Origin of the sequence: Halorutilus salinus, assembly GCF_026242195.1 — an archaeon.
Lineage (GTDB): Archaea > Halobacteriota > Halobacteria > Halobacteriales > Halorutilaceae > Halorutilus > Halorutilus salinus.
This window is the reverse complement of record NZ_RKLV01000004.1, coordinates 38,793-62,976: the sequence shown is the minus strand read 5'-3', so window position 1 is coordinate 62,976 and position 24,184 is coordinate 38,793. Positions and strand designations below refer to the sequence as shown.

The 24,184-nt window shown below is 61.7% G+C and carries 26 protein-coding genes; 9 read left to right on the top strand and 17 right to left on the bottom strand.

Translation table 11 applies throughout. The features are described from left to right. Nucleotides 1–4 precede the first annotated feature (4 nt). The 3 genes from EGH25_RS04920 to EGH25_RS04910 are packed head-to-tail and all read right to left on the bottom strand — an operon-like array spanning nt 5 to nt 4,492. Nucleotides 5–775: a segregation/condensation protein A gene (locus tag EGH25_RS04920; protein ID WP_266086533.1), complete on the bottom strand. Its 771-nt coding sequence runs from the start codon at nt 773–775 to the stop codon at nt 5–7. Continuing rightward, complete coding sequence (gene smc, locus EGH25_RS04915; RefSeq protein ID WP_266086532.1) at nt 732–4,292, bottom strand: chromosome segregation protein SMC; 3,561 nt, start codon at nt 4,290–4,292, stop codon at nt 732–734. The genes EGH25_RS04920 and smc overlap by 44 nt, the downstream gene beginning before the upstream one ends. Continuing rightward, nucleotides 4,292–4,492, bottom strand: a complete 201-nt coding sequence (locus EGH25_RS04910; RefSeq protein ID WP_266086531.1) for a hypothetical protein — start codon at nt 4,490–4,492, stop codon at nt 4,292–4,294. The genes smc and EGH25_RS04910 overlap by 1 nt, the downstream gene beginning before the upstream one ends. 138 nt (nt 4,493–4,630) lie before the next feature. Here EGH25_RS04910 and EGH25_RS04905 point away from each other — a divergent pair, with 138 nt between their 5' ends. Together EGH25_RS04905 and EGH25_RS04900 are read left to right on the top strand one after the other, a co-directional pair. Then, nucleotides 4,631–5,863, top strand: coding sequence for a tRNA(Ile)(2)-agmatinylcytidine synthase (locus EGH25_RS04905; RefSeq protein WP_266086530.1), 1,233 nt, complete (start codon nt 4,631–4,633; stop codon nt 5,861–5,863). Nucleotides 5,864–5,888: 25 nt separating this feature from the next. Next, entirely contained in the window at nt 5,889–8,009 is a 2,121-nt protein-coding gene (locus tag EGH25_RS04900; RefSeq protein ID WP_266086529.1) for an ATP-dependent DNA helicase, read from the top strand. A gap of 2 nt (nt 8,010–8,011) precedes the next feature. Here the strand turns inward: EGH25_RS04900 and EGH25_RS04895 are convergent, their stop codons facing one another. The 3 genes from EGH25_RS04895 to EGH25_RS04885 are packed head-to-tail and all read right to left on the bottom strand — an operon-like array spanning nt 8,012 to nt 8,648. Beyond that, a complete protein-coding gene (locus tag EGH25_RS04895; protein WP_266086528.1) occupies nt 8,012–8,269 on the bottom strand; it encodes a hypothetical protein in 258 nt (85 codons plus the stop codon). Further along, on the bottom strand, nt 8,215–8,421 hold the full coding sequence (locus EGH25_RS04890; RefSeq protein ID WP_266086527.1) for a hypothetical protein: 207 nt from the start codon (nt 8,419–8,421) through the stop codon (nt 8,215–8,217). Before EGH25_RS04890 ends, EGH25_RS04895 begins: the two co-directional genes overlap by 55 nt. Next, nucleotides 8,418–8,648, bottom strand: a complete 231-nt coding sequence (locus EGH25_RS04885; RefSeq protein ID WP_266086526.1) for a ribbon-helix-helix domain-containing protein — start codon at nt 8,646–8,648, stop codon at nt 8,418–8,420. Before EGH25_RS04885 ends, EGH25_RS04890 begins: the two co-directional genes overlap by 4 nt. Nucleotides 8,649–8,742: 94 nt before the next feature. Here EGH25_RS04885 and EGH25_RS04880 point away from each other — a divergent pair, with 94 nt between their 5' ends. Continuing rightward, nucleotides 8,743–8,916 (top strand): hypothetical protein, encoded by a 174-nt coding sequence (locus EGH25_RS04880; protein WP_266086525.1) that lies wholly within the window; start codon nt 8,743–8,745, stop codon nt 8,914–8,916. Further along, nucleotides 8,913–9,128 carry a hypothetical protein gene (locus tag EGH25_RS04875; protein ID WP_266086524.1) on the top strand — a complete coding sequence of 72 codons (216 nt, stop codon included), beginning with the start codon at nt 8,913–8,915 and terminating at the stop codon, nt 9,126–9,128. The genes EGH25_RS04880 and EGH25_RS04875 overlap by 4 nt, the downstream gene beginning before the upstream one ends. A 489-nt stretch (nt 9,129–9,617) precedes the next feature. Here the strand turns inward: EGH25_RS04875 and EGH25_RS04870 are convergent, their stop codons facing one another. Both EGH25_RS04870 and EGH25_RS04865 read right to left on the bottom strand, forming a co-directional pair. Further along, the gene (locus EGH25_RS04870) at nt 9,618–10,010 is read right to left on the bottom strand and encodes a PIN domain-containing protein (protein ID WP_266086523.1); all 393 of its coding nucleotides are present in this window, start codon (nt 10,008–10,010) and stop codon (nt 9,618–9,620) included. Then, nucleotides 10,007–10,237, bottom strand: coding sequence for an antitoxin VapB family protein (locus EGH25_RS04865; protein WP_266086522.1), 231 nt, complete (start codon nt 10,235–10,237; stop codon nt 10,007–10,009). The genes EGH25_RS04870 and EGH25_RS04865 overlap by 4 nt, the downstream gene beginning before the upstream one ends. 84 nt (nt 10,238–10,321) lie before the next feature. Between EGH25_RS04865 and cgi121 the strand changes: the two genes are divergently transcribed. Together cgi121 and EGH25_RS04855 are read left to right on the top strand one after the other, a co-directional pair. Further along, nucleotides 10,322–10,813 (top strand): KEOPS complex subunit Cgi121, encoded by a 492-nt coding sequence (cgi121, locus tag EGH25_RS04860; protein WP_266086521.1) that lies wholly within the window; start codon nt 10,322–10,324, stop codon nt 10,811–10,813. A gap of 33 nt (nt 10,814–10,846) precedes the next feature. Then, nucleotides 10,847–11,806: a hypothetical protein gene (locus tag EGH25_RS04855; protein ID WP_266086520.1), complete on the top strand. Its 960-nt coding sequence runs from the start codon at nt 10,847–10,849 to the stop codon at nt 11,804–11,806. Here the strand turns inward: EGH25_RS04855 and EGH25_RS04850 are convergent. After that, nucleotides 11,794–12,513: a nucleoside phosphorylase gene (locus tag EGH25_RS04850; protein ID WP_266086519.1), complete on the bottom strand. Its 720-nt coding sequence runs from the start codon at nt 12,511–12,513 to the stop codon at nt 11,794–11,796. The genes EGH25_RS04855 and EGH25_RS04850 overlap by 13 nt on opposite strands. Nucleotides 12,514–12,651: 138 nt before the next feature. Between EGH25_RS04850 and EGH25_RS04845 the strand changes: the two genes are divergently transcribed. From EGH25_RS04845 to EGH25_RS04835, 3 genes are read left to right on the top strand one after another with little or no spacing between them, the layout of a single operon-like run. Continuing rightward, nucleotides 12,652–14,742 carry a hypothetical protein gene (locus EGH25_RS04845; protein ID WP_266086518.1) on the top strand — a complete coding sequence of 697 codons (2,091 nt, stop codon included), beginning with the start codon at nt 12,652–12,654 and terminating at the stop codon, nt 14,740–14,742. Next, nucleotides 14,742–15,419 carry a deoxyribose-phosphate aldolase gene (gene deoC, locus EGH25_RS04840; RefSeq protein WP_266086517.1) on the top strand — a complete coding sequence of 226 codons (678 nt, stop codon included), beginning with the start codon at nt 14,742–14,744 and terminating at the stop codon, nt 15,417–15,419. The genes EGH25_RS04845 and deoC overlap by 1 nt, the downstream gene beginning before the upstream one ends. Before the next feature lie 25 nt (nt 15,420–15,444). Continuing rightward, the gene (locus EGH25_RS04835; protein ID WP_266086516.1) at nt 15,445–16,743 is read left to right on the top strand and encodes a phosphohexomutase domain-containing protein; all 1,299 of its coding nucleotides are present in this window, start codon (nt 15,445–15,447) and stop codon (nt 16,741–16,743) included. Here the strand turns inward: EGH25_RS04835 and EGH25_RS04830 are convergent. The 8 genes from EGH25_RS04830 to EGH25_RS04795 form a co-directional block, all read right to left on the bottom strand. Next, nucleotides 16,730–17,122: a Zn-ribbon domain-containing OB-fold protein gene (locus tag EGH25_RS04830; RefSeq protein WP_266086515.1), complete on the bottom strand. Its 393-nt coding sequence runs from the start codon at nt 17,120–17,122 to the stop codon at nt 16,730–16,732. The two genes, EGH25_RS04835 and EGH25_RS04830, sit on opposite strands and share 14 nt — an antisense overlap. Then, nucleotides 17,119–18,294: a thiolase domain-containing protein gene (locus tag EGH25_RS04825; RefSeq protein ID WP_266086514.1), complete on the bottom strand. Its 1,176-nt coding sequence runs from the start codon at nt 18,292–18,294 to the stop codon at nt 17,119–17,121. Before EGH25_RS04825 ends, EGH25_RS04830 begins: the two co-directional genes overlap by 4 nt. Further along, nucleotides 18,294–19,328, bottom strand: coding sequence for a hydroxymethylglutaryl-CoA synthase (locus EGH25_RS04820; RefSeq protein WP_266086513.1), 1,035 nt, complete (start codon nt 19,326–19,328; stop codon nt 18,294–18,296). Before EGH25_RS04820 ends, EGH25_RS04825 begins: the two co-directional genes overlap by 1 nt. Before the next feature lies 1 nt (nt 19,329). Continuing rightward, on the bottom strand, nt 19,330–20,043 hold the full coding sequence (locus EGH25_RS04815; RefSeq protein ID WP_266086512.1) for a helix-turn-helix domain-containing protein: 714 nt from the start codon (nt 20,041–20,043) through the stop codon (nt 19,330–19,332). Between the two features lie 70 nt (nt 20,044–20,113). Then, the gene (locus EGH25_RS04810) at nt 20,114–21,193 is read right to left on the bottom strand and encodes a S1C family serine protease (RefSeq protein ID WP_266086511.1); all 1,080 of its coding nucleotides are present in this window, start codon (nt 21,191–21,193) and stop codon (nt 20,114–20,116) included. 32 nt (nt 21,194–21,225) lie between these two features. Next, complete coding sequence (gene hisH, locus EGH25_RS04805; RefSeq protein ID WP_266086510.1) at nt 21,226–21,858, bottom strand: imidazole glycerol phosphate synthase subunit HisH; 633 nt, start codon at nt 21,856–21,858, stop codon at nt 21,226–21,228. 215 nt (nt 21,859–22,073) lie between these two features. After that, nucleotides 22,074–22,976 (bottom strand): CPBP family intramembrane glutamic endopeptidase, encoded by a 903-nt coding sequence (locus tag EGH25_RS04800; RefSeq protein ID WP_266086509.1) that lies wholly within the window; start codon nt 22,974–22,976, stop codon nt 22,074–22,076. Further along, entirely contained in the window at nt 22,973–24,124 is a 1,152-nt protein-coding gene (locus EGH25_RS04795) for a M24 family metallopeptidase (RefSeq protein ID WP_266086508.1), read from the bottom strand. Before EGH25_RS04795 ends, EGH25_RS04800 begins: the two co-directional genes overlap by 4 nt. Between the last annotated feature and the right edge of the window lie 60 nt (nt 24,125–24,184).

Genomic DNA, 24,184 nt, shown 5'->3' with positions numbered 1-24,184 from the left:
AATCTTACTCCGCGTTTTCGCGGTCTTCGTTTTCGCTTTTTACCCAGAGATCGCCGTAGAGTTCGTCCTGTTCGAGAAGTACGCCGTCGCGCATCGCGAGGAACTGTAGGGCGATGTACGTGGTTACGGTCTCGCGTTTTGTCTCGCCGCGTAGCTCCGCAAACAGTATCTCGTCACGGTGGTCGAACTCGTCGGCGAGACGGTCGCGTACGTCGTCGACACGGCTCTCTATATCGTCCTCGTGCGCCGTGTCCATCGCGTCCTCTGTCGTCGGTTCGGGGGCACGTTCGGGGCGGAACTCCATCCCCTCGTCGGGCGACGTGTCGTACTCGCGTTTCTCCTTCCACCAGCTACCGCGTTCGCGTTCACGTAGCTCACGCACGAGTTCGTCGAGCGTCTCGGGACGCGTCTTATCGCGTACGTCGCGGCGTTCAAGACGGCGTTCGAACTCGGCTTCGAGCGCGTCTATACCGTCGTCGAACGCCTCGTCGCGGGGCGCGCCGTCGCGCCATCCCATCGCAGGGTCGTCCTGTTCGTCGTCCTCGTCCTCCTCGACGACGTAGTCGCTCTTCATACGTAGAAGGATGCTCGCGTACAGAAGCGCGCGCCCCGAACGGACGAGGTCCCCCTCGTCGAGCCTTTCGAGGAACTTGTCTGTGACATCGACTATGTCGACATCCCAAGGGTCTATCTCGCCCTCGCGCGCCATCTCGACGAGTACGTCGACAGGCTCAGTCTGCCCCGGCTTCTGCGGACTCTCCGTCGCCGCTGTCATTGACCTTCACCCCCGTTACGCGTGAAACGTTGTCCTCCTGCATGGTTACGCCGACGATACGGTCAGCCTTCTCGACCATGTTCGACCTGTGGCTTATGACGACGAACTGTGTCGCGTCGGCGATCTCGTCGATCGTCTCTGCGACCTTCTCGACGTTGACGGCGTCGAGCGACTCGTCAACCTCGTCGAATGCGTAGAACGGCGCAGGCGTGTAACGCTGTATTGCGAATATGAGCGAAAGAGCCGTAAGCGAACGTTCACCGCCGCTCATCTGCTCTAAACGTTTGACGGGCTTGTCGCGCGGCTTCGCCTCTATGGTCAGACCGCTTTCGAAAGGCTCGTCGCGGTCGTCGAGTACGAGTTCGCCGGTTCCGTCCGAAAGCTCCTCGAAGACCTCGCGGAACTCGTCGTCTATCGCGTCGAAAGCGTCCATGAACTTCTCGCGTTTCTCCTCCTCGAACCCCTCGATACGGTCGTTTATAGCCGCCTTCTCGTCCTCCAACGTCGCCTTACGTTCCTGAAGGTCGTCCTGTCTCTCCTTTGTCTCGTCGTACTCGTCGATCGCAAGCATGTTTACGGGTTCGAGTTCCTCCATCTTCGCTTCGACGCGTTCTATCTCGTTCTTCAGCTCGTCGTACTCGGGCACGTCGTCGGGTACGTCGTCGAGTTCGTCGCGTAGCTCCTCCGCCTCGTCTTCGAGCGATGATAGCTCGGCGCGTAACGAACCGAGACGGTCGTCGGCGCGTTCGACCTTCCTCCGCACCTCGTCCCTCTCGTCCGCCTTCTCCTCCACCTCCTCCTTCTTTTCGTCGCGTTCGTCGCGTAGGTCGCCTATCTCCTCGTCTATCTCCTCTATCTCGGCGCGTTTGTCGTCCGCCTCGTCTTCGAGTTCGTCTATCTCGTCCCCGAGGCTTTCGACGACCTCGCGTTTTTCGTCGCGTTTGGTGTCTATCTCCTGTATACGTTCCTGATACTCGTCGATGGCGTCCTCCTTGTACCCCTTTTCGAGTTCGAGTTCGTTTAGCTCGCCCTCGACATCGCGTAGGTCGTCTTCGAGCGCGTCGATACCGTCGCGTATCTCCTCCGCACGGTCGGTGAGTTCGGAGACACGCGAGCCTTCGAGTTCGGTGCGTAGCTCCTCGACCGTCTCTTCCTTCGCGTCTATCTCACCGCCGAGTTCATCGATACGCTCCTCGACCTCCTCCATCTCCTCGCGCGTTTCGGCGCGTTCGTCCTCCGCCTCTCCGAGACGTTCCTCCTTCGCATCTATCTCCGCGGTGAGACGTTCGGTTTCGTCTTCGAGCTCTTCCAGACGATCCTCGTACCTCCCGACCTCGTCGCGTCTGTCGCGCAGATCCTCGTTGACGCCCTCAAGACGACCCTCGACATCCGACAGGTCGTTCTTTACCGACCGGCGCTCGTCCTCAAGCTTCTCTATACGGTCGGCGAGACGTTGGACAGCCCCCTTGGAGCCGAACGAGTAACGCGACTCGCGTTTAGAGCCGCCCGTCATAGCCCCCGACTTCTCGACGAGGTCGCCGTCCAACGTAACCATCCTGTGGTCGCCCATCATGTCGCGCGCCGTCTCTATATCCTCGACGACGAGCGTGTCGCCTAAGACGTAAGAGAAGACACCCGCGTACTCGGCGTCGAAGCCGACGAGGTTGTATGCGTAGTCCACCACACCGTCGCGCGAAAGCGGACGCGACGACAGCGAACGGTCGTGCATCTCGTTGAGCGGGAGGAAGGTTGCGCGTCCCGCGTTACGGCTCTTCAGATGCTCGATACACCGTTGTCCCACGGAGTCGTTGTCGACGACGACGTTCGCCATACGTCCGCCAGCCGCCGTTTCGCACGCAGTCGCGTACTCGCCCGCGACGCTACCGAGGTCTGCGACCGTACCGTGTACACCGTCGATATCGGCGTTCAACGCCGCGGAGACGGCGCGTCCGTACGACGAACCGCCTCCGCCCGAACGCGCCTCAGCCTCTGCGTACTCGTCCTGCTTGGCGCGCAAGGACTCCTCTATGTCGTCGAGGTCGTCCTTTAGCTCGTCGCGTCTACCGCGCAGGTCGTCGCGTACCTCTTCGAGTTCTTCGAGGTTCTTACGCTCCTTTCGGAGCTTCTCACGAAGATCCTCTGTCTCACGTTCGGCGTCCTCGATCTTCTCGCGCCCTTCTTCGATTTCCTTCTCGACCTCCTCAACCTCACGTGTACGGCGCCGAGCCTCGTCGAGTAGACGATCCTTCTCGCGCTGTAGCTCGTTTCTTTCGTCACGTAGCTCGTCGACGCTCTCCTTCTTCTCCTGTAGCTCCTGACGAACGTCGGCGTACTCGCCCTCTACCTCCTCTATCTCTTCCTCGACCTCGCCGAGTTCGTCCTCCTTCGACGCGAGGTCGGACTTGATGCTCGACTTACGTACCTTTGCGTCCTTGATCCCGTCGTCTATGTCGTCGAGTTCCTCGCGCGCCTTGTCGGCGTTTACGAACGCCTCCCTGCGTTCGTCCTTGAGGTCTTCGAGCACCTCCTCGGCGTCCTCGATACGTGTCGTCTTTGTGGATATACGCCCCTTTATCTCCTCAAGCTCCGACTTGAGTTCGAGGCGTTCGTCCTCGCCCTTCGTGCTTATCTCCTCCTCAAGCCCCGAAAGCTCGTTCTTTAGCTCTCCGAGTTCGTCCTCGCGCTCCTCAAGCTCACCCTCCAGACGCGCCTTCTTTTCGCGCTCGGCTTCTATCTTCCCCTCGACACCGTCTATCTCGTCCTCGACATCGCTCAGCTTCGCCGCCGTCAGGTACGACTCGTACCCCTCCTTCTCCTCCTTTAGCTCCTTGTACCTTACCGCCTTGTCGCGTTCGTCGACGAGTTCTTCGAGGCGCTCCTCTATTTCCTCAAGCACGAGTTCGACACGGTCGACGCGTTCCTCGACGACCTCAAGCTCCTCGCGCGCCTCCTCCTTCTTCTCGTCGAACTTCGCCGTCCCCGCTGTCTCCTCTATGATACCACGGCGCTCCGTACCCGACATGTTGATGATGTCGGTGACGTCGCCCTGCATCACGACGTTGTAGCCTTCGGGGGTTACGCCCGCGCTCTCCAGAAGATCCTGTACATCCGAGAGGTTGACCGACCTACCGTTGAGGTAGTAGTACGAGTAGTAGTCGTTCGACGTACGTTTGATGCGGCGTTTGACGACCACCTCGTCCGGCTCCGTAACTTCGCCGCACGCCGAACGTATCTCTTCCTCGGTCACCTTACGGTCGGAGTTGTCGAGGACGACCTCGACGCTCGCCTCGTTTACGGAACCGTCACCTTCGGGCGGGTCGTAAAGCAGATCGGGGAGACGACGCGCTCGCATACCGCGTGTCCGCGCGAGACCGAGCGCGAAAAGTATGCTGTCAATAAGGTTGCTCTTACCGCTACCGTTCGGACCGCTTACGGTCGTGAACCCCTCGTAGAAAGGGACGGTGGTGGGTTCACCGAACGACTTGAAGCCGTCCACACGGAGTTCCTTTATGTGCATTATGCCACGTATATGTCGTCGTCCTCGTTCATCCCTTCGTCTTCGCCTTCCTCTTCATCGACACCCACGCCTATCTCGTTCCTCTTCTCCTCGGCGTTCTCCATCTCGTCGAGACGTTGCTGTATCTCAACTATCTCGTCGGTGAGCGCGTCTACGGTCGTCTCTAACTCCTTGAGGCGTGATCGGAGGTCTCTGGACATCTTTCCCCCACGTACGGAGACGCAACATATAACTCCAACGTCAGACGTGGGGATGACGTTGTGCACTCGCGCGGTTTTGTCTCTGCACCGTCGGAAGGAATCTTTGGGTACTTAACCGTCGAAGGCGTACGTCCGGCGATGATCGTCGGAATCGACGACACCGACTCGGCGACACGCGGCATGTGTACCACCTACCTCGCCGCGGTTGTCGCAGAACGTGTTTCGGGGTTCGCGCGCGTCCGTGACCGTCTCCTCGTCCGTCTCAACCCCGACGTGGAGCACAAGACGCGTGGAAACGCCGCGCTCGCGCTCCATGTCGAGACGGATGCGCCCGAACGCGTTGAGAGCGCCGTCGTCGATGCGGTCGAGGAACACGCCGTCTTCGAGGACGCCAAGACGAACCCCGGCGTCGGTTTTCTGCGAGAGGATGAACCGAACGAGGCGCTCGCGCGGTACACCGAGAGGGCGGTACACGGCTACGTGGAACAGGAGGAGGCGCGACGTGTCGCGGGTGAGAACGGCGTACGTCTCCGTGGATGGAAGAACGGACGCGGTGTCGTAGGTGCGCTCGCCGCCGTCGGTGCGTCGCGCGCCTTCGAAGACTGGACGTACGAGCTTCTCGTCTACCGCGGGCGCGACGAACGGGGCGAGGAGAGGCGTGTCTCGTACGACTCCTTCTTCGACGCGCATCAGGCGACGTATCCGCGGACGTGGGACACCGTCGACGAGGAGACGGGAGAGGTTGTCGCCGTGCCTGCGACGGACGGACCCGTCGTCTACGGTCTGCGCGGAACTTTCGGCGGCGTCTGGGACGCGAACGCGTACGTCGATGTTGAGGGCGCGGAGCGTCTCGCCGTCTACCGTACGAACCAAGGGACGGACGCCCATCTCGTAGACGCGCGTGCAACCGAGACACGTGACGGCGGTTCATACATTGTCGAAGGCGATGTCATCGAACCGCCGGAGACGCGCGAGGGCGGACACGTGTTCTTTACAGTTGAGGACGACGTCCGTCTCGACTGCTCAGCCTTCGAACCCACGGGTCGTTTCCGCGGTACCGTCCGGTCGTTGCGCGAAGGTGACCGTGTCGTCGTATGCGGGAGCGTCTCCGACGGAACGCTCAAGATCGAGAAGCTACGCGTCGTCTCTTTGAACCGCGTCCGTCGCGTAAAGCCGACCTGTTGCGGACGCCGTATGGAGAGCGCAGGACGCCGACAGGGCTACAGGTGCCGCGCCGATAGCTGTGACCAAACCGCCGACTCACTCGTTGAGGAAACAGTAGAACGCGAACTCGAAGAGGGGTGGTACGAGGTTCCCCCTTCGGCGCGTCGGCATCTCTCAAAGCCCCTGATACGTCACGAAACGGTTTAGGGAGGAGGCGACGTAGGGCGTACAGATGGACGTACGCGACCTGCCGTTGGGCGACGACGCGGTCGAAGCCTTCCTCGCCGACGGCGTTGAATCCTTGTATCCACCTCAGGAGGAGGCTGTCAACGCGGGCGTCGCCGACGGCGAGAACGTCGTTGCGGCGGTCCCGACGGCGAGCGGTAAGACGCTTATCGCGGAGATAGGTATGCTTTCGGCTGTTGAGGACGGCGGAAAGGCTCTTTACGTCGTCCCCTTGCGCGCGCTCGCTTCGGAGAAGGCGGACGCCTTCCGACGCCTTCCCGTCGACGTAGCCGTCTCGACGGGCGACTACGACGAACGCGACGAACAGCTCGGCGACAACGACGTGATCGTAGCGACGAGCGAGAAGGTCGACTCACTCGTCCGTAACGGAGTCTCGTGGGTCCGTGACGTCTCGTGTGTCGTCACCGACGAGGTACATCTCATCGACGACCCCGACAGGGGACCGACCTTAGAGGTTACTATGGCGAAGCTACGCCGTCTTTCGGACCCTCAGTTCGTCGCACTCAGCGCCACGGTTGCGAACGCCGACGAGTTCGCGGGATGGCTCGATGCCGTCCTCGTCGAGTCCGACTGGCGACCCGTCGACCTCAAGAAAGGCGTCGCCGTGGACGGAACCGTTGAGTTCGACGACGGTACGACAGCGGAAGGCGACGACGTGGAGACGCTCGTACGTGGTGCTGTCGACGGTGGCGGACAGGCGCTTGTCTTCGTAAACTCACGTAGGAGCGCCGAAGCGACCGCCGAGAGCCTCGCGTCGCTCGGCTTCGGCGCGTCGGGCGTCGGACACGAGGTACGTGACTCCGCGACGACAGAGACAGGCGAACGTCTCGCCAACTGTCTCGAAGGGGGTGTCGCCTTCCACCACGCGGGTCTACGTTCCGAGCACCGTGAGGCGGTTGAGGACGTTTTCCGCTCGCGCGACATCGCCGCAATATGTGCTACACCGACGCTCGCCGCGGGCGTCAACGTCCCCGCGCGCCGTGTCGTCGTCCGTGACCATATGAGGTACAGCGACACGGGTATGGAGCCGCTACCCGTTCTGGAGGTGCATCAGATGTTCGGGCGCGCGGGACGTCCGGGACTCGACCCTCACGGCGAGGCGGTTCTCGTCGCGGGTAACGCCGACGCCGACGAGCTACGCGAGAAGTACGTCGAGGGCGAACCCGAGCCTGTCTACTCGAAGTTAGCGAGCAGGAAGGCGTTACGTACGCACGTCCTCTCGACCGTAGCGAGCGGCTTCGCATCGTCGCGCGAGGGTGTCCTCGACTTCCTCGGCGCGACGTTCTACGCCCATCAGGAGCCGGACGCCGACCTTTCGGGTACTGTCGACGACGTGCTCGGCTTCCTGCGCGATGCGGAGATGGTCGAAGGCGACGACGAACTCACAGCCACCGACCTCGGACATACGGTTTCGCGTCTCTACCTCGACCCTCTGAGCGCCGAACGTATCGTCGACAAGATACGGAAGGCGGACGATCCGACATCCCTCACGTTTCTCGAAGCCGTCGCACATACGCCTGACATGTACCGTCTGTACCTACGCAAGGGCGACGACGAGAAGATGTACGGCTTCGCTCAGGACCACGAGGACGAACTCGTCAACCAGCCGTCGGAGTTCGATCGCGGGTTCGAGGACTGGTTAGCGTCCCTAAAGACCGCCGTCGTCCTGCACGACTGGACGGACGAGCGCGACGAGGAACGTATCGCCGAGAAGCACGATGTCGCGCCGGGCGACGTACGTACACGTGTCGAGCGTGCCGACTGGCTCCTGTACGCCGCCGAGTCGCTCGCCGAGCTCGTCGACTCACCTCATCAGAGGGTCGTACACGAGACGCGTCTCCGCGTACAGCACGGTGTACGTGACGAACTCCTTGACCTCGTCCGTGTTCGCGGCGTGGGACGTGTACGCGCGCGCCGTCTGTACGAGGCGGGGATAGAGACACGCGACGACCTGCGCGGTGTTAACGCCGACCGCGTCGCCGACCTCCTCGGACCCAAGACGGCGGAACGCGTGCTCGACGAGGTGGGGCGCGACGAAGACGCCGACGAGATGGACGCGACGGCGTCGGTTGAACAGACGGAGCAGTCTTCGATAGGCGACTTCTAAGACTACAGTTCGGCGAGCGTATCCGATGTTCCCTTCACGTCGACCGCGTGCCTAACCTCTTTGTTATGGAAATCCCCGTCACCCGTCACGAAGTAGTCGGGTTCGACCGTTAGAACACACGCGAGAACCTCGGCGTCGTTTCCCTCGCCGACGACTTCGGTGGCTTCGTCGTATCTACCTTCGTACCTCTCTTCGGGCACTGTATCTATATCCACGAGAGCGCCGTTAAGCATCTCGCGTGCGCCTTCCTCGACGTCCACTTCCGAGAGGAGACATCCTTCAGTTCCTCCTTACAGACCTCAGCAGTTACGAGACGGATACCTCTCGTATCGAGGAGTTCGGCTTCCGGACCGTCGAAGAAGATACCCGAAACGAGTATGTTGGTGTCCACGAAGACGGTATGTCTCGTCATCCGTTTCTAACGTCATCGAGTTCTTCGAGCATGTCCTCCTCGCTCACGCCTGCGCGGTCGGCGAGTTCTCGCAGAGAACCACGGCTTTCCTCGGCGAGTAACTTCCTAAGAGCCTCGCGTATCGCCTCGCTCCTGCTCGCGTATCTGCCCGACTCAACGAGGCGGTCGAGTTCGTCCTCGACGCTCTCGGGTACCCGCGCCTGAACCGGCTTTAGTTTCTCTGTCATGTGTACTCATTTGTGTTACAGAAGTATCCGTCTGACGGTCGGCGCAAAGCCCTACCGAGCGGAAGCCCTTTTAGCTACGCGACGTAGAACTGACATGGCGAATACGAACGTTCTCTTCGCCCTCGTCTACATGGCTATCGGCGTCGGATACGTCTACGCCCTGTCGATCGGCTCACGGAGCCTGATGAACGTCTTATTCGCGTTTCTGATGGCGTTTACGGGTCTCGTTCTCTACGCCGTCCCTCGTCTGGAGGGTAGAGAGGGATGACGGAGCTACTCACCGCCTACAACGGTCTGGTTGTACGCGTGGCTCTGTACGTTCTCGTCCTCGGTCCACCCGTCGGCTACTACGTCTACGACGACTCAAAGAAACGTGGCTTGTCGCGTCCGAGGCTACGCGGTTTCGCGTACGGCGTCCTCGGTATACTCGGTCTCTTCGTCTACATGGCGCGCAAGGCGCGTTCCGGTAGCACTCATTGACATCCTCCCGCTTGACATCCTCACCCGCCTAAAGTCGGGTGAATCCCACGTTGGGAATTTAAGATTTCCAACCGACACAACCTTATCAGGTGTTTCCACCGTTCGCGGTTATATCGGTTCGTGGCAGTGCCAAGCTACCGTTACTCCTATCTTCCGTAAGAAGATTCGGAGTTATCTTTTTCACCGTGCTTGATGGGAGTTTTACAGTACACCTTTTAGGATGCACCTTCACAACCTCTTTCGGATATTGCCTCGTTACTTCGGGCGGACAAGCCGCCTCCGTAGGTCGGTTGACCTAACTACAACTAAATTCCTGACTGTATTAACACTAACGGTTAGTTGAACCGTCCGACGGATTCATCACCCGTTCAGAAATCGAAGGTTTCTGAGCCAAGCGAATCGAAGATTCGCGTACCCCGCAAATCTTTGATTTGCGAGACAAACTGAGCTTCCTCAGTATACGCCTAAAGACGGGGGCATTCTGCTGTACTACCTGTAACGTTCTACCTCGACACCCAGCCTTTCGAAGTCGGCTGTGTTTCTCGTTAGAACCGGCTCACCGCGCACCGATGCCGTCGCGCCTATCACGGCGTCGCCCCTGCCTACCGGCTCGCCCTCCCGTTTGAGACCGCCTATCATACGTCCCGCTTCCTTGGCTATCTCATCGTTCATATCCACCGTAGGCTTCGAACCGACCGCGCGGTCTATCTCGTCGGCTTCCTCCCTGACCTCCTCGGAGTATCCCACGCCGACGTAGAGTTCAGCGACGGTCATAGTCGGGACGCGGAGCGTCGTGCCACCCTCTTCAAGTTCGGCGGCTTTCTCGACAGCGCCTTCGTCGTTCTTCATCAGATCTATTACGAACGAAGAGTCGAGTATCATCCGAACTCCTCCACGAGCGCCTCGTCGTCCTCCGCATCGCGTTCGTCGACCTCATCGAGAACCTCCTCCAGCTCCTCCGCCTCTTCGTCGGAAAGTATCCCCGCCAAACCCAGAACCGAACGCCCGCCTATCAGACGTTCGACAGCCTCGGAGTACGTTTCGTTGTCGCGTTTGCGCTCCGTCAGCCCCTCGTAGACATCCTCGTCGAGACGTATCGTCTTCGACATCTGTATACGAACGTATACACCACGCCGGTATATGCGTTTCTGACGAGGCGAAACCGTTAATCCGTTCGCCCCCGACGCTCCTGTATGCGAATCCTCGAACGTACCGCCGTCGTCGAAGACACCGACGACTTCCTCGACGAACTCGACGCCGTACGCGACGACCACGACGTGGTCGCGCAGGCTTTCGACGCGCGTTACATCGTCTCGCGTCTGCACGTCGAGGAGGCGGTCAAGAAGGCGCGACGGTCATTCGACCGCGGCGAGAACGTCGCCGACACACTCTCTATGGAGGTTCTTCTCTACGCCGCAGGGACGCGCCAGATAGACGTCGCGACACGTATGGGTCTGCGACCCGGAGAGCACGACGCCGTCCTTGTGGTCGACGGTGGTTCCGAGGAAAACGCCGTCGACGACATCCTATCCCTGACGCACGAACCCGAAACCTTCGACTACGGCGACGAAGGGCGTCTGCTCGACTTCTTCGGTCTGACCGACGAGGAGGTTGACGCCGTCGGTAAAGACCGCCTCGAATCCCTCGTACTCGAACGCGTCGCAGTTCTCGACGTTAACAAGTAGGTTTTAGACGGGGCGACGACGACTTCGACGCGGATGTTTACCGTCGCCGAGCTACGGAGCCTCGTCGAGGATCTCGCCCCGCGGTCAGGTACCGTCGAAGTAAAGGCTGACCTACCGGAGCGTCTGGACGTACGCCTCGACGCTGAGGAGACAGCTCTTCCCGCGCCTTTCTTCGAAACCGAGGGGCGTGTACGCGAGACACCGTCGGGTTTCGTCTCCTCCGGCGACGTAACCGTGTACCGAGAACGACCCACCGAACTCCACGAACTCCGTATAGTCGACGACCCTTTCGCCGTCGAGGGTAGCCATGTAGTTCCGGTTAACTCTCCGGTAGCCGGCTTCGTTGGCTCCTCCGAAACGGTGCGTGCGGTCGTCGACTCCTTCCTTACATCGGTCTCCGAGACCGTCGGGTCTGAGGTCTCTGTCTATATCGACGCGCACGCCTCGGAACGTACCCAGCACAGGGGCGTAACAGCCGTCGACGCCGACTATACCGCACGCCTCGACGGTCTGAGGGACGCGGCGGGTATGAGGACACCGACCGTCGATGAGGCGGCTGTCGACCTATCGCGGGGCGATGAGACGGAGGCTAACTGGAGCTTCGATCTCCGGAACCACGGTACACTGTCCGCCGTCTCCCTAAACGACAGAGGCTATGAGGGGGCTGAGAAACTCCGGCGCGCGCGCCAACGTTCGGGCTTTGCACAGGAGGTCAACTGGACGGCGGAGAACAGACGCGGCGCGGTTTCTGCCGAGGTCAGCTACACGTCGGAGAACACGGCGACCTACCTTGAGGAGCTTCGTGATACAGGCGTCCCGACGCCCGCGCGGTCTTCGTTCGACCTCGGATACAACGTCGGAGACGGAAAGACGTCACTCTCCCTCGACTTCGAGACCGACGGTGAACCGACGGCAAGCCTCCGCGACCGTCTCGGTGCTTGGACGGCGTTCGTACCTCTTCCTGTCGCGCCCGTCGTGTACTACATATCCTGAACGGCTTCAAGAGCAACACGTACCTCGCGTTCGACCCCCTGCTTCGCCTCCTCGGACAGTTCGTCGTCCTCCGTCTCCCCCTTCTGTTCGCCCGCGACGAGGTTCCCGTCGACGGCGAGTATACCGCCCGCTTCGAGACCCAGACGCCGCGCGAGCGTGAATATAGCCGCCGCCTCCATCTCGACTGCGAGCATACGTGCCTCCTCCCAGTCGAAGGCTATCTCGTCCTCGGCGTAGAAGGCGTCGTCGGTCACGACAGGTCCGACGTGTACGTCCTGACCCTCGCGTTCGGCTGTGTTTACGAGGCTGTTGACGATACCGAGGGACGCGACGGCGGGGTACTCGACGTTCTCGTACCTCTCTGTCGTTCCGTCGAACTTCGCCGCCGCCGTCGCCACCACGATGTCCCCTGTGTTCATCTCAGACTGTAGACCGCCCGCCGTTCCGACACGTACGAGACGTTCCGCACCGACGTTCGCAAGCTCCTCGACTGCGACAGCGGCGCTCGGACAACCGACTCCAGTCGAACAGACCGTAAGGGGGCTTCCGTTGTAGCTTCCGTTGACGAGCCTGTACTCACGGTTGTCGGATAGATGCTCCACACCGTCGAGGTACTGGGCTATCCTGTCGACACGTCCGGGGTCGCCGGGTAGAAGTACGGTTCCGTTTACCGCGCCCTCTTCGACGAGTATATGCGGCTGTTTCATACGCCGGCTTCGCGCTCCCCGTGCAAATCACCATCGAAAGGTTCGGGGATGGGGTTGACGACCGTTGGAAAAACACGCGTTTGCGCCTCCGAAGTCTTAAAGTGGTCTACGGTTCACGATCGCTACAAGGAGAAAAATATGCAGACACGTAAGAAACGAACGACGGTTTTCGTGACGTTGGCTGTCGTAGCACTGACAGTCGTCGGTGCTTCGGCGGCGACAGCACAGTTCGAAGGCGGTCAGGAGCCGGGTGCAGGCGTCTCCGACGGCGGCTTCGGGGAGATGGAAGGGGGCAACGCCGCGGATGCGGTCTACGTAAGAGAGGACGGTAGCGGCGTACTCGTCTACAACGGTACAGGCGACACGAACGGGTCGGTAACGTTCGGCGCGGATATGTCGACGGGTCTTGTACATCTCCTCGCAAACGGAACGGCTGGCGAGGGCTTCGCGGGCGACTTCTCCTTCGAGGCTGAGCCTACGTCCTGGATGGCGAACGGTAGCTTCGCGGCTGATGATACGGGTATGCTCGAAGAGATGACCCTTGATGTCACGAGCCGGTCGGACTCCACCGACTCGTCGCTCGACGCACAGCTCGACGCGACGGTTTCGTCGGGTCTCGCCGCCCTCGCACCGACGGCGACCACCGAGGGCGAGATAGTCACCGAACCCGACCGGCTTACGTCGTCAGGCTCGGTCAACTACCGGATGAGTCTCGGAGGTTCGTCCGTCCGTGAGGTTAGCAGGTTCGATCTGACCGAGAACAACGGCGGCTACGTCCTCGACGCAAGGGAACGCCGTATCGTACGCGGTGAGCCACAGTTCCCCGACGACCCCGGCACAGGGACGGGGAACGAGCCGAGGGCGATTCAGCCTTCGCGTACCGACCCTGCGGAGGAGTGGGGTACGCGTGAAAGAGCCGAGGATACGTTGAGCGCGCGGTACACCGCGTTCGCAGAGAACGTCAGCGCTACCGCCAACCTGACGCTCGAATCGTACTCGTTCGAGAACGTCACCGTCGAGAGCGGCTTAGGCTCGACCACAAACGAGTCGCTGATAGATGTCGAGTACACCGTTGAGTACACGGGCGTCCAGGAGGGCATCGCAGATGCGCTTGCCGAGGACATGTCGGCTAACGCGTCGCAGGAGACCGTTGACGAGGTTGCTCAAGGGATACGTAACCTCACGGTCAACCGTCTCTCGTTCGCGACCGTTTCGGGCGAAAACGGAACCCAACTCAACTGGTCGGTTGACGTTGAGAACTACAACGACGTGTTCACCTCGTTCATGCGCCTCTCGTCGGAGCTACAGCCGTCCGGAGCCGATCCGGGAGCGGATGCAATGGGCGGAGCTTCCTCGTCACCGTTCCTTTCCGAGGGCTACTTTGACGAGGTAATCAACATGTCCCAGAAACAGATGGAAGCCGCAGAAGCCGCGGGTCTCGTCTCGCGGTGGGAGTGGTCGGGTAGCCTTGAGTCACAGGGCGGCTCCTCGGCTTCGTCGCCCTTCGGCTCAGGCGGCGGTTCGGGCGCTACGGCTACGGTAACCGCCGACATAAGCCATACGACCGAGAACTGGGAGAGCTACGTCACAGAGCTGGAGAACCGCGGCGTTCCCATCGCTAACTCGTCGTTCGAACTTACGGCTTCGACAACGGACGCGGGGATCGAAGGCAGTATGGACTGGGAAACCGAAGGCGAAGCCCTCGCCGAGGGGTATCAGACGACGCTGAAGGCGTACGAAAGCGCGTTACGGGGCTCCGACGAAATAAACGCCTCCGTCATACGTCATATCAACGAGTCGGGTTTCCGTGTCGCAAAGATGGACGCGACCGTCTCCGACGGAAAATGGAGCGTTGAGGGGGGCGCGGCTTTCGAAAACGGAACCGCTCTTAGTTCAGCGATACAGTCCCTAACCGGATACGGTGTTACGGAAACCGTCGGCACGACTCAGAACGGTACGACATCCACCTACGTCAAGTCCGACTCGCTCGTCGACGATCCGTCCGGTGAGTCTGTCCGGTCGCTCGAAGAGGTCAACGACGAGACGGCGGTCAACCTTCCGGGCGACTGGGATCGTGAGTTCCCTGAGATGGACACCTCATCTGCGGCTGAGTACCTCGGTGTCGAAGAGGATGGCACCGGCGACGGTTCGCCGCTACCCGGATTCGGTGCCCTCGTGGCGCTCGTAGCCCTCGCCGTCGTCGCGGTTGGTCTTGGAAGACGCGACTGATGGACGCCGAAACGGACGTAGAACGGTTCGCGTCCCTCATCGACCATACGGTTCTCGGTAAGAGTCATACGGCTGACGATGTAGACCGTGCGATCGATGAGGCGGTGCGTTACGGGACAAACGTCTGCCTGCCTCCGTCGCGTCTTAACCGTGTGCCCGACGTGTTCGAGGGAGAGGTGGTTTCCGTCGTCAGCTTTCCTCACGGAACCACGACGCCGTCGGTAAAGACGTACGAGGCGCGCGAGGCTGTCGACGCGGGCGCAACCGAGATAGACGTCGCATGTAACGTCTCCGCGTTCCTTTCGGGTGACGAAGAAGGCTTCATCAGTGACATACGCGGTGTCGTAGACACAGCGCCGACGACGAAGGCGATAGTCGAGACGGGTCTGTTAAACGACGATGAGAAACGCAGGACAGCGCATCTCTGCGTCGAGGCGGGCGTCGACTACATCAAGACGTGTACGGGGTACGCCCCCGGCGGTGCGACCGTCGAGGATGTCCGTCTCCTGTCCGACGCCGTCGGTGACGACGCACGAATAAAGGCGAGCGGTGGTATACGTGACGCGGAGACCGCACACCGTCTGCTCGAAGCGGGTGCTTCACGTATAGGCGCGAGCGCGGGTGCCGAGATAGTACGCGAAGTACGCCGCGACGCCGGTTTACCACCGAAAGAGTAGTGTCGTCAGTCTTCCAACAGCCTCTATGTTCGGAACAGCCGGTGCGCGTGGAAGCATAAAAGAGGTTTCGCCGTCCCTCGTTCTCCGTCTCGGACACGCAGTAGGAACAGTCGCGGACGCCGTCGTCGTGGGACGCGACGGACGTTACACGGGCGGTTCGCTCGTGTCGGCGTTCGTCGCGGGTGCCGAGGCGGTAGGATGCGACGTTACACGTCTCGGCGAGGTACCCACGCATCTCGTCGCTTGGACGGCGCGCGACCGGGGTGCGCACGGCGTGGCGGTGACGGCGTCCCACAACCCGGCGGAGGACAACGGCGTCAAGCTTTTTAGACCCGACGGCGGCGAGTTCGACGCCGATGACGAGGAACGCGTGGCGGAACTCGCGGATGAAGTAGAGACGCCGCCGTGGGACGGCTGGACGACCGCAGATACCGCACAGACCCGCTCCATCGTATCCGAGTACGTCGAAGACGCGACGGGGTACGTCGACACGACCGCCGACCTACGTGTAGCCGTCGACACCGCCAACGGCGTCGGTGCGCGTACGACGGTACCCGTTCTCGAAGCCATGGGTTGCGACGTCGTCGCTGTTAACGCACAGACCGACCCCTCGTTTCCGGGACGTGGCTCGAAGCCGACCCCCGAATCACTCGACGGCTTCGTGGAGTTTGTAGACCGTCGAGGCTTCGACCTCGGACTCGCGCACGACGGCGATGCTGACAGACTCGTCGTCGTAGACGCCGACGGCGTGGTTTCGGAGGACGCTGTTCTAGCGGTTCTTGCACGTCGACACGTTACCTCTGGGGGTACGGGTACCGTTCTTACGACACCGAACACGTCACCCCGCGTCGACGATACGGTACGCGAAGCCGGGGGTGGGGTAAGACGCGTCGAACTCGGCACCGTCTCGGAGGCTGTTCGGGACAACGACGTCGTCTTCGCCGCTGAGCCTTGGAAACACGTCTTTCCGGGGTTCGGCGGATGGGTCGACGGAACCGTCTCGGCGGCGGAGGTCGTCGCGGCGTACGCCGACAACGCCGACGTGTTCGACGGTCTACGTGACACGGATGTACGTAAGAAGTCGGTTCCGTGCGACGACGGTAAGAAGGAACAGGTGATGGAGGAGGTTGAGAAGACGTTACGCGAACGTTACGACGGGGGCTTCGACACCCCTGACGGTATACGTGTCGATCTCGGCGACGGCGACTGGTTCCTCGTACGCGCGAGCGGTACGGAGGCGTACGTCCGTGTCTACTCCGAGGGCGACGACGACCTCTCTTCGAGCCTTCTCTCGGTCGTCCGCGAGGCTGTCAGACGCGTCTGAAACGCGTTCCGTACTGCACGATGCCTTCGTCGCCTTGGTCGCTTACACGACGGAAACAAGCCTCGACGCTGTCGCCGGGTTCGACGTCGTCCTCGCCGTCGTCTACCACCTGCGTCGTGAGGCGTGCGCCTTCTTCGAGTTCTACGACGGCGACCGTGTACGGCGTCTCCGAGTCGTAGTCGCCGACAGCCTCGTGAACCACCGTCGCAGAGACGACCTCGCCCTCGCCCGAAAACTCCTTCTCGACGACGTCGCCGCCACGTCTACAGTCGGGGCAGAGTTCGCGCGGCGGGAAGTATGCGGTTTCGCACGTTCTGCACTCGGTTCCTACGAGCCTGTACCTCTGCTCTATGTTTCTCCAGAAACGTGGCGCTGTCATACAGAACCTCCGTCGGAGAGAACGTTCACTACCGCTGTACCGCCCGTTCCGCCGACGTTCTGCGTCACGGCTACCGAACCGTCTTCGACCTGCGTCCCCGCGTCACCGCGTAACTGACGCGTCGCGTCGACGACCTGTCTGACACCCGTTGCGCCAAGAGGATGTCCGCAAGCCTTGAGACCGCCCGACGGATTTACGGGCGTCTCTCCGCCGACGGAGGCGCGACCCTCGTCTATGAAACCCCCGCCTTCGCCCTTCTCCGCGAACCCGAGATCCTCGACTGCGAGAACTTCGCCGATAGTGTACGAGTCGTGAACCTCGGCGAAGTCGATGTCACCCGGCGAGAAGTTCGCCTCGGCGTATGCGCGCTCCGCCGCCTCGCTCGTCGCGTCGAGAGCGGTTATGTCACGTCTGTCGTGTACGGTGAGGCTATCGCTCGCCTGTTCGGTTGCCTCTACGTAGACGGGGTCGTCGACGTACGCCGTTGCGTCCTCGGCGGGTACGACGACGACAGCCGCCGCGCCGTCGCTTGCGGGCGAACAGTCGAAGGCGCGTAACGGCTCCGCGACGTAAGGCGTGGACTCGACGACCTCTGCGCTAACCTCGTTCGTGTACTGTGCGTACTCGTTGCCCGACGCATGCCGGTGGTTCTTTACGGCGACCTGTGAAAGCTCGCGCCGCGTCGTCCCGTAACGGTTCATATGGGCGCGCGCCATCAGTGCGTAAAGCGCGGCGACGTTGCCGCCCCCGAACACCTCCCACTCGCGGTCGGCGCTTCCAGCGAGCGCGTCGTTGGTCTCGTCGCTTCCGAGGTCGGTCATCTTCTCAACACCGCTCGCAACGACGACGTCCGAAGCGCCGCTTGCAACGTCGAGAACCGCCTGCCTGAAGGCGAGTCCTCCCGAAGCGTCCGCCGCCTCGACACGCGTTGCGGGCACACCCTCCGTCGCCAGACCCGCGTAGTCGGCGATCAACGCCGCGACATGCTCCTGTCTGATGAACTGTCCCGCGCTCATGTTTCCGCCGTACATCGCGTCTATCTCGTCGCCACCCACGCCTGCGTCTTCGAGAGCGCGCACCCCTGCGGTCACGAAAAGGTCGCGGAATGAGCGTTCCCAGTGCTCCCCGAAGGCGGTCTGTCCAACACCGACGACTGCTACGTTCCTTTGCATTATTCGTCCTTTATCTTACCCTTGTGTTTGGCGTACTGTGCGTAGTCGACGTACTCAACATCCTCCAACGTCTCGCGCAGACCCGTGCGTTTCTCTTCGATCCCGTCGCGGACTGTCAACGAGAAGGCGTCGCTCCCCGCGCCCGAACCGAAAGACACGAAGAAGATACGTTCGCCCGCCTCCGCCTCGTCGAGAACAGCGACGAGACCGAGGAGGGACGCGCCGCTGTACGTGTTGCCTATATCGGGCGCGAGAAGACCCGTCGCGTACTGCTCCTCGTCGAAACCCAGCGACTCGGCTACGCGTGCGGGGAACTTGCCGTTTGGCTGGTGGAAGACGGCGTGGTCGTAGTCGTCGGGCGACGCATCCAGCCTGTCGAGAAGCTCGTTGCTCGCGCCCTCGGTATGTTTGAAGTAGGCGGGCTTACCCGTGAAACGTTCGCCGTGCTGTGGATAACGTTCGCCCTCACGTCGCCAGAAGTCAGGTGTGTCGGAGGTGTACGAGATGGTGTCCTCGATCTCGGCTACGACGTTCTCGTCACCGACGACGAAAGCCGCACCGCCCGCGGCGGCGCTGTATTCGAGCGCGTCGCCGGGCGCGCCCTGCGAAACGTCCGCGCCTATCGCCATGCCGTTGTCGATACGCCCCGACTCGACGAGACCGAGTACAGCCTGTATACCCGCCGTTCCCGCCTTACACGCGAACTCCATGTCCGCCGCCGTCATCAGAGGCGTCGCACCTACCGCCGCGCCCACGATCGTTGCCGTCGGCTTGACTGCGTACGGATGCGACTCGCTCCCGACGTATATAGCGCCTATACCGTCTCCGTCGACCGACGTGCGGTCGAGCGCACGCCGCGCCGCCTCGACGCTTATAGTCGCCGTATCCTCGTCCTCGTCGGGGACGCTCTTCGACCCGACACGTAGACCGCCTTCGACGGCGTCGGCGTCGTCGCCCCAGACGCGCGCTATCTCCTCCGTCCGTATCCTGTAACGCGGAACGTAGCCGCCGTAGGAGACGATACCTGCGCCCATCCTACACCTCCTCCAAGCTTTCGAGTACCTCGCCGAGTTCGGTCGTCGTGTAGCTCAGGGAGACGCCTTCGAGACGTGCTATCTCCTCCGAAACCTTAGATACCTCGCCGCGGCTGATCCCGTGCAGGACGACAGCCGACGGCTTGAGGTTTGTGACGCGTACAGCCACGAGTGGCGACTCCCCCCGCGTTATGTTGGTGAAGACGAGCGCGCGCTCCGTACTCCATCCGTATAGCTGTGCGAACTCCTCGCCGGAGAACGATCGTATCGCCTCCATCGAGTCGATGACCGTATGACCCTTTATCTCGTTGTGCTCCTCGACTATGCTACGGGCGTCGACCGCCTTGTGGAACCTGTCGAGAGAGACGGGCTTTTCGTAGTCACGCAGATCCTTTACAGCGCCGCCCTCGAACCCCGCGCCGAGTATACGCCGGTACCTCCGTAGGGTTTCGCCGCCGCGGCGTAGGTCTATATCGACGAGACCCTCTACGATACGTCGCACGACACCGATACCGGGCGACGACCGCCTCCCGCTCTCGTAGTCGCTAACGACGCTGTTCGAGACGTCGAGAGCCTCGCTTAGCTCCGACTGCGAGACGTCGAAGTCCTCGCGCCATTTGCGCAGTGTCGCCCCCGCGTCGTCGCTTAGAACCACCTCACCCGCGATACGCCGTGTTAGCTCCTCCGCCGGCTCCTTCGTTACCTGTCCGGGCATACGCTTAGGTCATCTTCACCGCGTAAATGCCTTACGGAGATTGACGAAACCGCGTTCGACGAACGACGAACTAAGCCGAGGGATCGGGTCGCGTCGCCAACGTCACCTGCTCCGTCACGCGTTCGCCGTCACGTAGAACCGTTACGTCGATCGTCTCGTCCGGCTCAGTACGGAGCATCAGGTAACGCGAGAGCTCCTCGTGGGAGTTTATACTAGTACCGTCGACGGAGACTATAACGTCACCTCCGACGTAGACGTTGATCCCGTTGTACTCGCCCTCCTCGCTCTCACGCAGAACACCGTCGGAGGGTCCGCCGTCGGGCGTCTGCGCCACGAGGACACCGCGGGGTTCTCCGAGACCGTTGGCGTTTGCGATCGTGGGTGAGACATCGATGGTCGATACACCCATGTACGGATGCTCCGCGTCGCCGTTCCGTATGAGTTCAGGCAGGACGTCCCTTGCGAGACCCGCAGAGACGGCGAAGCCGATGCTCGCCCCTTGGCGCGCACGGTTGACACCGACAACCTCGCCGTCGAGCGTTACGAGAGGACCGCCGCTGTTACCTCGGTCGATACCCGCGTCCGTCTGCACCGTATCGGGTATGACGAAGTTGTCCTCCGTTCGCATCGATCTGTTGAGACCGCTGACGATCCCGCTCGTTATGGAACCCTCCAGACCGAGCGGGTTACCGAGCGCCGCCACGGGTGTGCCCTGAGAGTACCCCTCCTCGGCAAGCGGGAGAGGCTCTGACCCGTTGGGTACTTCGTCGACCTCTAGGACGGCAAGGTCTGTGTAGATATCCGTCCCGATTACGTCGGCGCGTCTCCAGTCACCGTTGCTGAAACGCACCTCAACCTCGTCCGCGGTTCTCACGACGTGCTGGTTGGTCACTATATGACCGTTGAAGTCGTAGACGAAGCCGGAGCCTTGGGCAGGTCCCGACGCGGCGTTTACACGAACCGAAACGACGGAGCCTATAACCTCGTCGTACAGGTTGGCGTACGCCTGACCGGTTTCGTACTCGACGTTGTCAAGCGGCGCGGCTTGCGGTGTCTCGGTCGCCGGCTGTGACACGACACCCTGAACAACCATCCCCGACAGAACCCCTACGAGAAGAACTACGGCTATACCGAGCGTCTTCTTCGACATTACCAACGTTACGTCCGCGAGGCTAATAAACCTCAGTATCCCGAACCGAACTCGACGAAGTTACGCAGGACACGTAGACCCGCCACGCCGCTTTTCTCCGGATGGAACTGTGTCCCAACCACGTTACCACGTCGGTTCGTGACCACCGACGAGAAACGGACGGTGTCGTCCTCACCGCCGTACCCCGTCTCTGCGACCGTCTCCTCGCCGTCCTCTGTCGTCGCATAGTACGAATGCACGAAGTAGACGTGTTCGCCGTCGACGCCTTCGACAACGGGATGGTCGTTCTCGACATCGACCGTGTTCCATCCCATATGAGGAACCTTGCCGACGCCGTCGGGGAAACGGACGACGCGACCCTCGACGAGACCCAGACCTTCGGCGGCGTCGCCTTCGCCTTCTTCGCTTTCGGTCATAAGCATCTGCATACCTAGACAGACGCCCAGAAGCGGCGTGTCTTCGGCGGCGTCTACGAGTGCGTCGCGTACCTCCGACGCTCCCTCCATACCTTCCTCGAAAGCGCCGACGCCCGGAAGGACGAGCGCCTCCGCGTCGTCTATCTCAGCGGGTTCGTCGGTAACCTCGACGGAGGCACCCGCGCGTTCGAGACCGCGTGTGACGCTCCGGAGGTTTCCGAGACCGTAGTCGACGATACGTACTTCCACGCCGGATACGCGGTGCGTGCGAGCAAAAGGGTTACGCTGTCAGGGTGCGACGGTGTAGCACGATGGTGGGGTAAGGGGATAGAATATAAACGTGTTGAGCGCGTACTTACGCCTACGAAGGAGCCCTGAACGGATCTTTACCGCTTCACCTCCATGGGCGACGGGCTCCTTCGTACCTTACCCCGCTTCCTTTGAATACTTTTTGGAGACGTATGTCATACGTCGAGCGACTCCGACAGCCTTGACGACGTAACCCCTTCGCCTTTCCGACGGTCGTATACCACCATGACGACGTTTACGGTTGCGAGTCCAGCCATCGCCGCGACGCCTGCCCCTGTCACGAGACGTGAGACGCCACCGACCGCGACCACGGAGACGCTCGCCGTCGCGTTTACCGTACCGTGGAAGGTCGACGGCGCTACGATGGTACCCGCCTTGAGACGTACGTAGTTCAACGGCGGCGTTGCGAGGAGCGTGAAAGCGACCATGGCGAAGATACCGACGACGGGTGCCGACGGATAGTTGTAGCCCTGTACGACGAGAGGGATGTGCCAGACTCCCCACGTCAGACCGATGAGGGCGGAGGCGTGCCAGAAGCTCTCGTCGCTTAGCTCGTACAGCATAAGACCGCGCCAGCCCGCTTCCTCACCGAACGCCGCGACTGCGTTGACCGTTGCGCCCGCGATGAGTCCGGTTACGAGTATAGAGCCGACCACGAAAGAGAGAGGAACGCCCCGTAGTCTACGTGTCATGGAGGCGGCGCGCTCTGCGCTAAACGACGGACCGTACGACTCCACGACCGTAGCGGCGCTCGTCACGAGACCGCCGTCGGGATGTGCGACGGCGAAGGCGACGGCGAGTAACGCGACGACCGCGGGCGTTAGCCAAGCCACGACGAGCCAAGGGCTGAGGGATATACGTGCACCGACGGCGGGGGCGACGCGTTCGCCCCTCCGGATCTGGACGACAGAGACGGAGACGAGAGGACCGAACATGTAGACGACCGCGACAGCGACGAACGCCGGGTCGTCTACCCTACCACCGAGGAAACGGTAGACCGCGGCGACCGTCCAGCTGAAAACGAAGGCGAGAACGACGTACTCGGAGAGCTTCTTCATACGACGAGACTCTTGGGGTAGTCGTTCAGGTTCTCGTAGCCGTCCTCGCGCACAACGACAAGATCCTCGACACGCACACCGCCCGTTCCGCGTACGTACAAGCCGGGTTCGACGGAGACGACGTTTCCGGCGCTGAGTTCACCGCCCCCCTCGGAGAGACGCGGACTTTCGTGTATTTCGAGTCCGACACCGTGTCCCGTCGAATGTATGAAGCCTTCGGTGGCGTCGTCGCGCGTCGTCGCGTACCCCGCCTCCTCGAAGACATCGCAGACGGCACCGTGTACCTCCTCGCCCGTCACGCCAGCGCCCTCGGTGAGCGCGTCGAAAGCCGCTTCCTGCGCCTCAACGGTCGTTTCGTACATCGCCCGTACCTCCTCCGACGGTTCGCCGACGACGAAGGTGCGTGTCATGTCGCCGAAGTAGCCTTCGTCGCCCCGTGGGAATATGTCGACGACGACGGGTTCTCCGGCGCGTACCGTACCTTCGCCGCGCCAGTGCGGATCCGCGCCGCCCTCACCTGGCGCGACGATGGTGTCGCTGAGCTTACACCGTTGGTGTACGAGCGCCACCTCTATCTCCGTCTTTATCCGATCCGCGGTGAGGGGTTCGCCGTCGTGGTACAGCGCGCCGCCGTCGCGTACCTCCGCCTCTTCGAGAACCGACCGCACCGATCCCATCGCCTCCTCGTTCGCCTCCTGTGTCCTGCGTATCGCGTCTATCTCACCGTCGTCCTTGACCGCACGCGCCTCACCGACGGGGTCGGCGACGGTTTCGACGCCGTAGCCGCGTTCACGTAACGCGTCGGCGGTGAAAAGCGAGAACCCGCGAGGTACCGCGACGTCGTGCGCGTCGTACTCATCGAGGAACTCGGCGAGCGCGTCTGCACGCGCCTCGTCGTCACCCCGTCTGTCGCCGTCGATAAACTCGCCCGTGCGCCGTACCTCGTCGGCGCGTGCCTCGTTCTCGGCGCGTCCGTACTCTAGCGCCGAGACGAGTAGGACGGTGCGTCCGTCGACGCGCAGGAACGTGAAGTCGTCGGGCGCGTCGAACCCCGAAAGGTAGACGGTATCCTCGTCATCCTCGTTGCCGACGTGGAGGTATCCGTCGTACCCGTCGAGAAGGGCGTCGACACCTTCGTATCTGTCCATGACGGACGTACGTCGAAGCCCCGGATATGCGTTTCCGTCGTCCACCGCCGATAGCCTCTT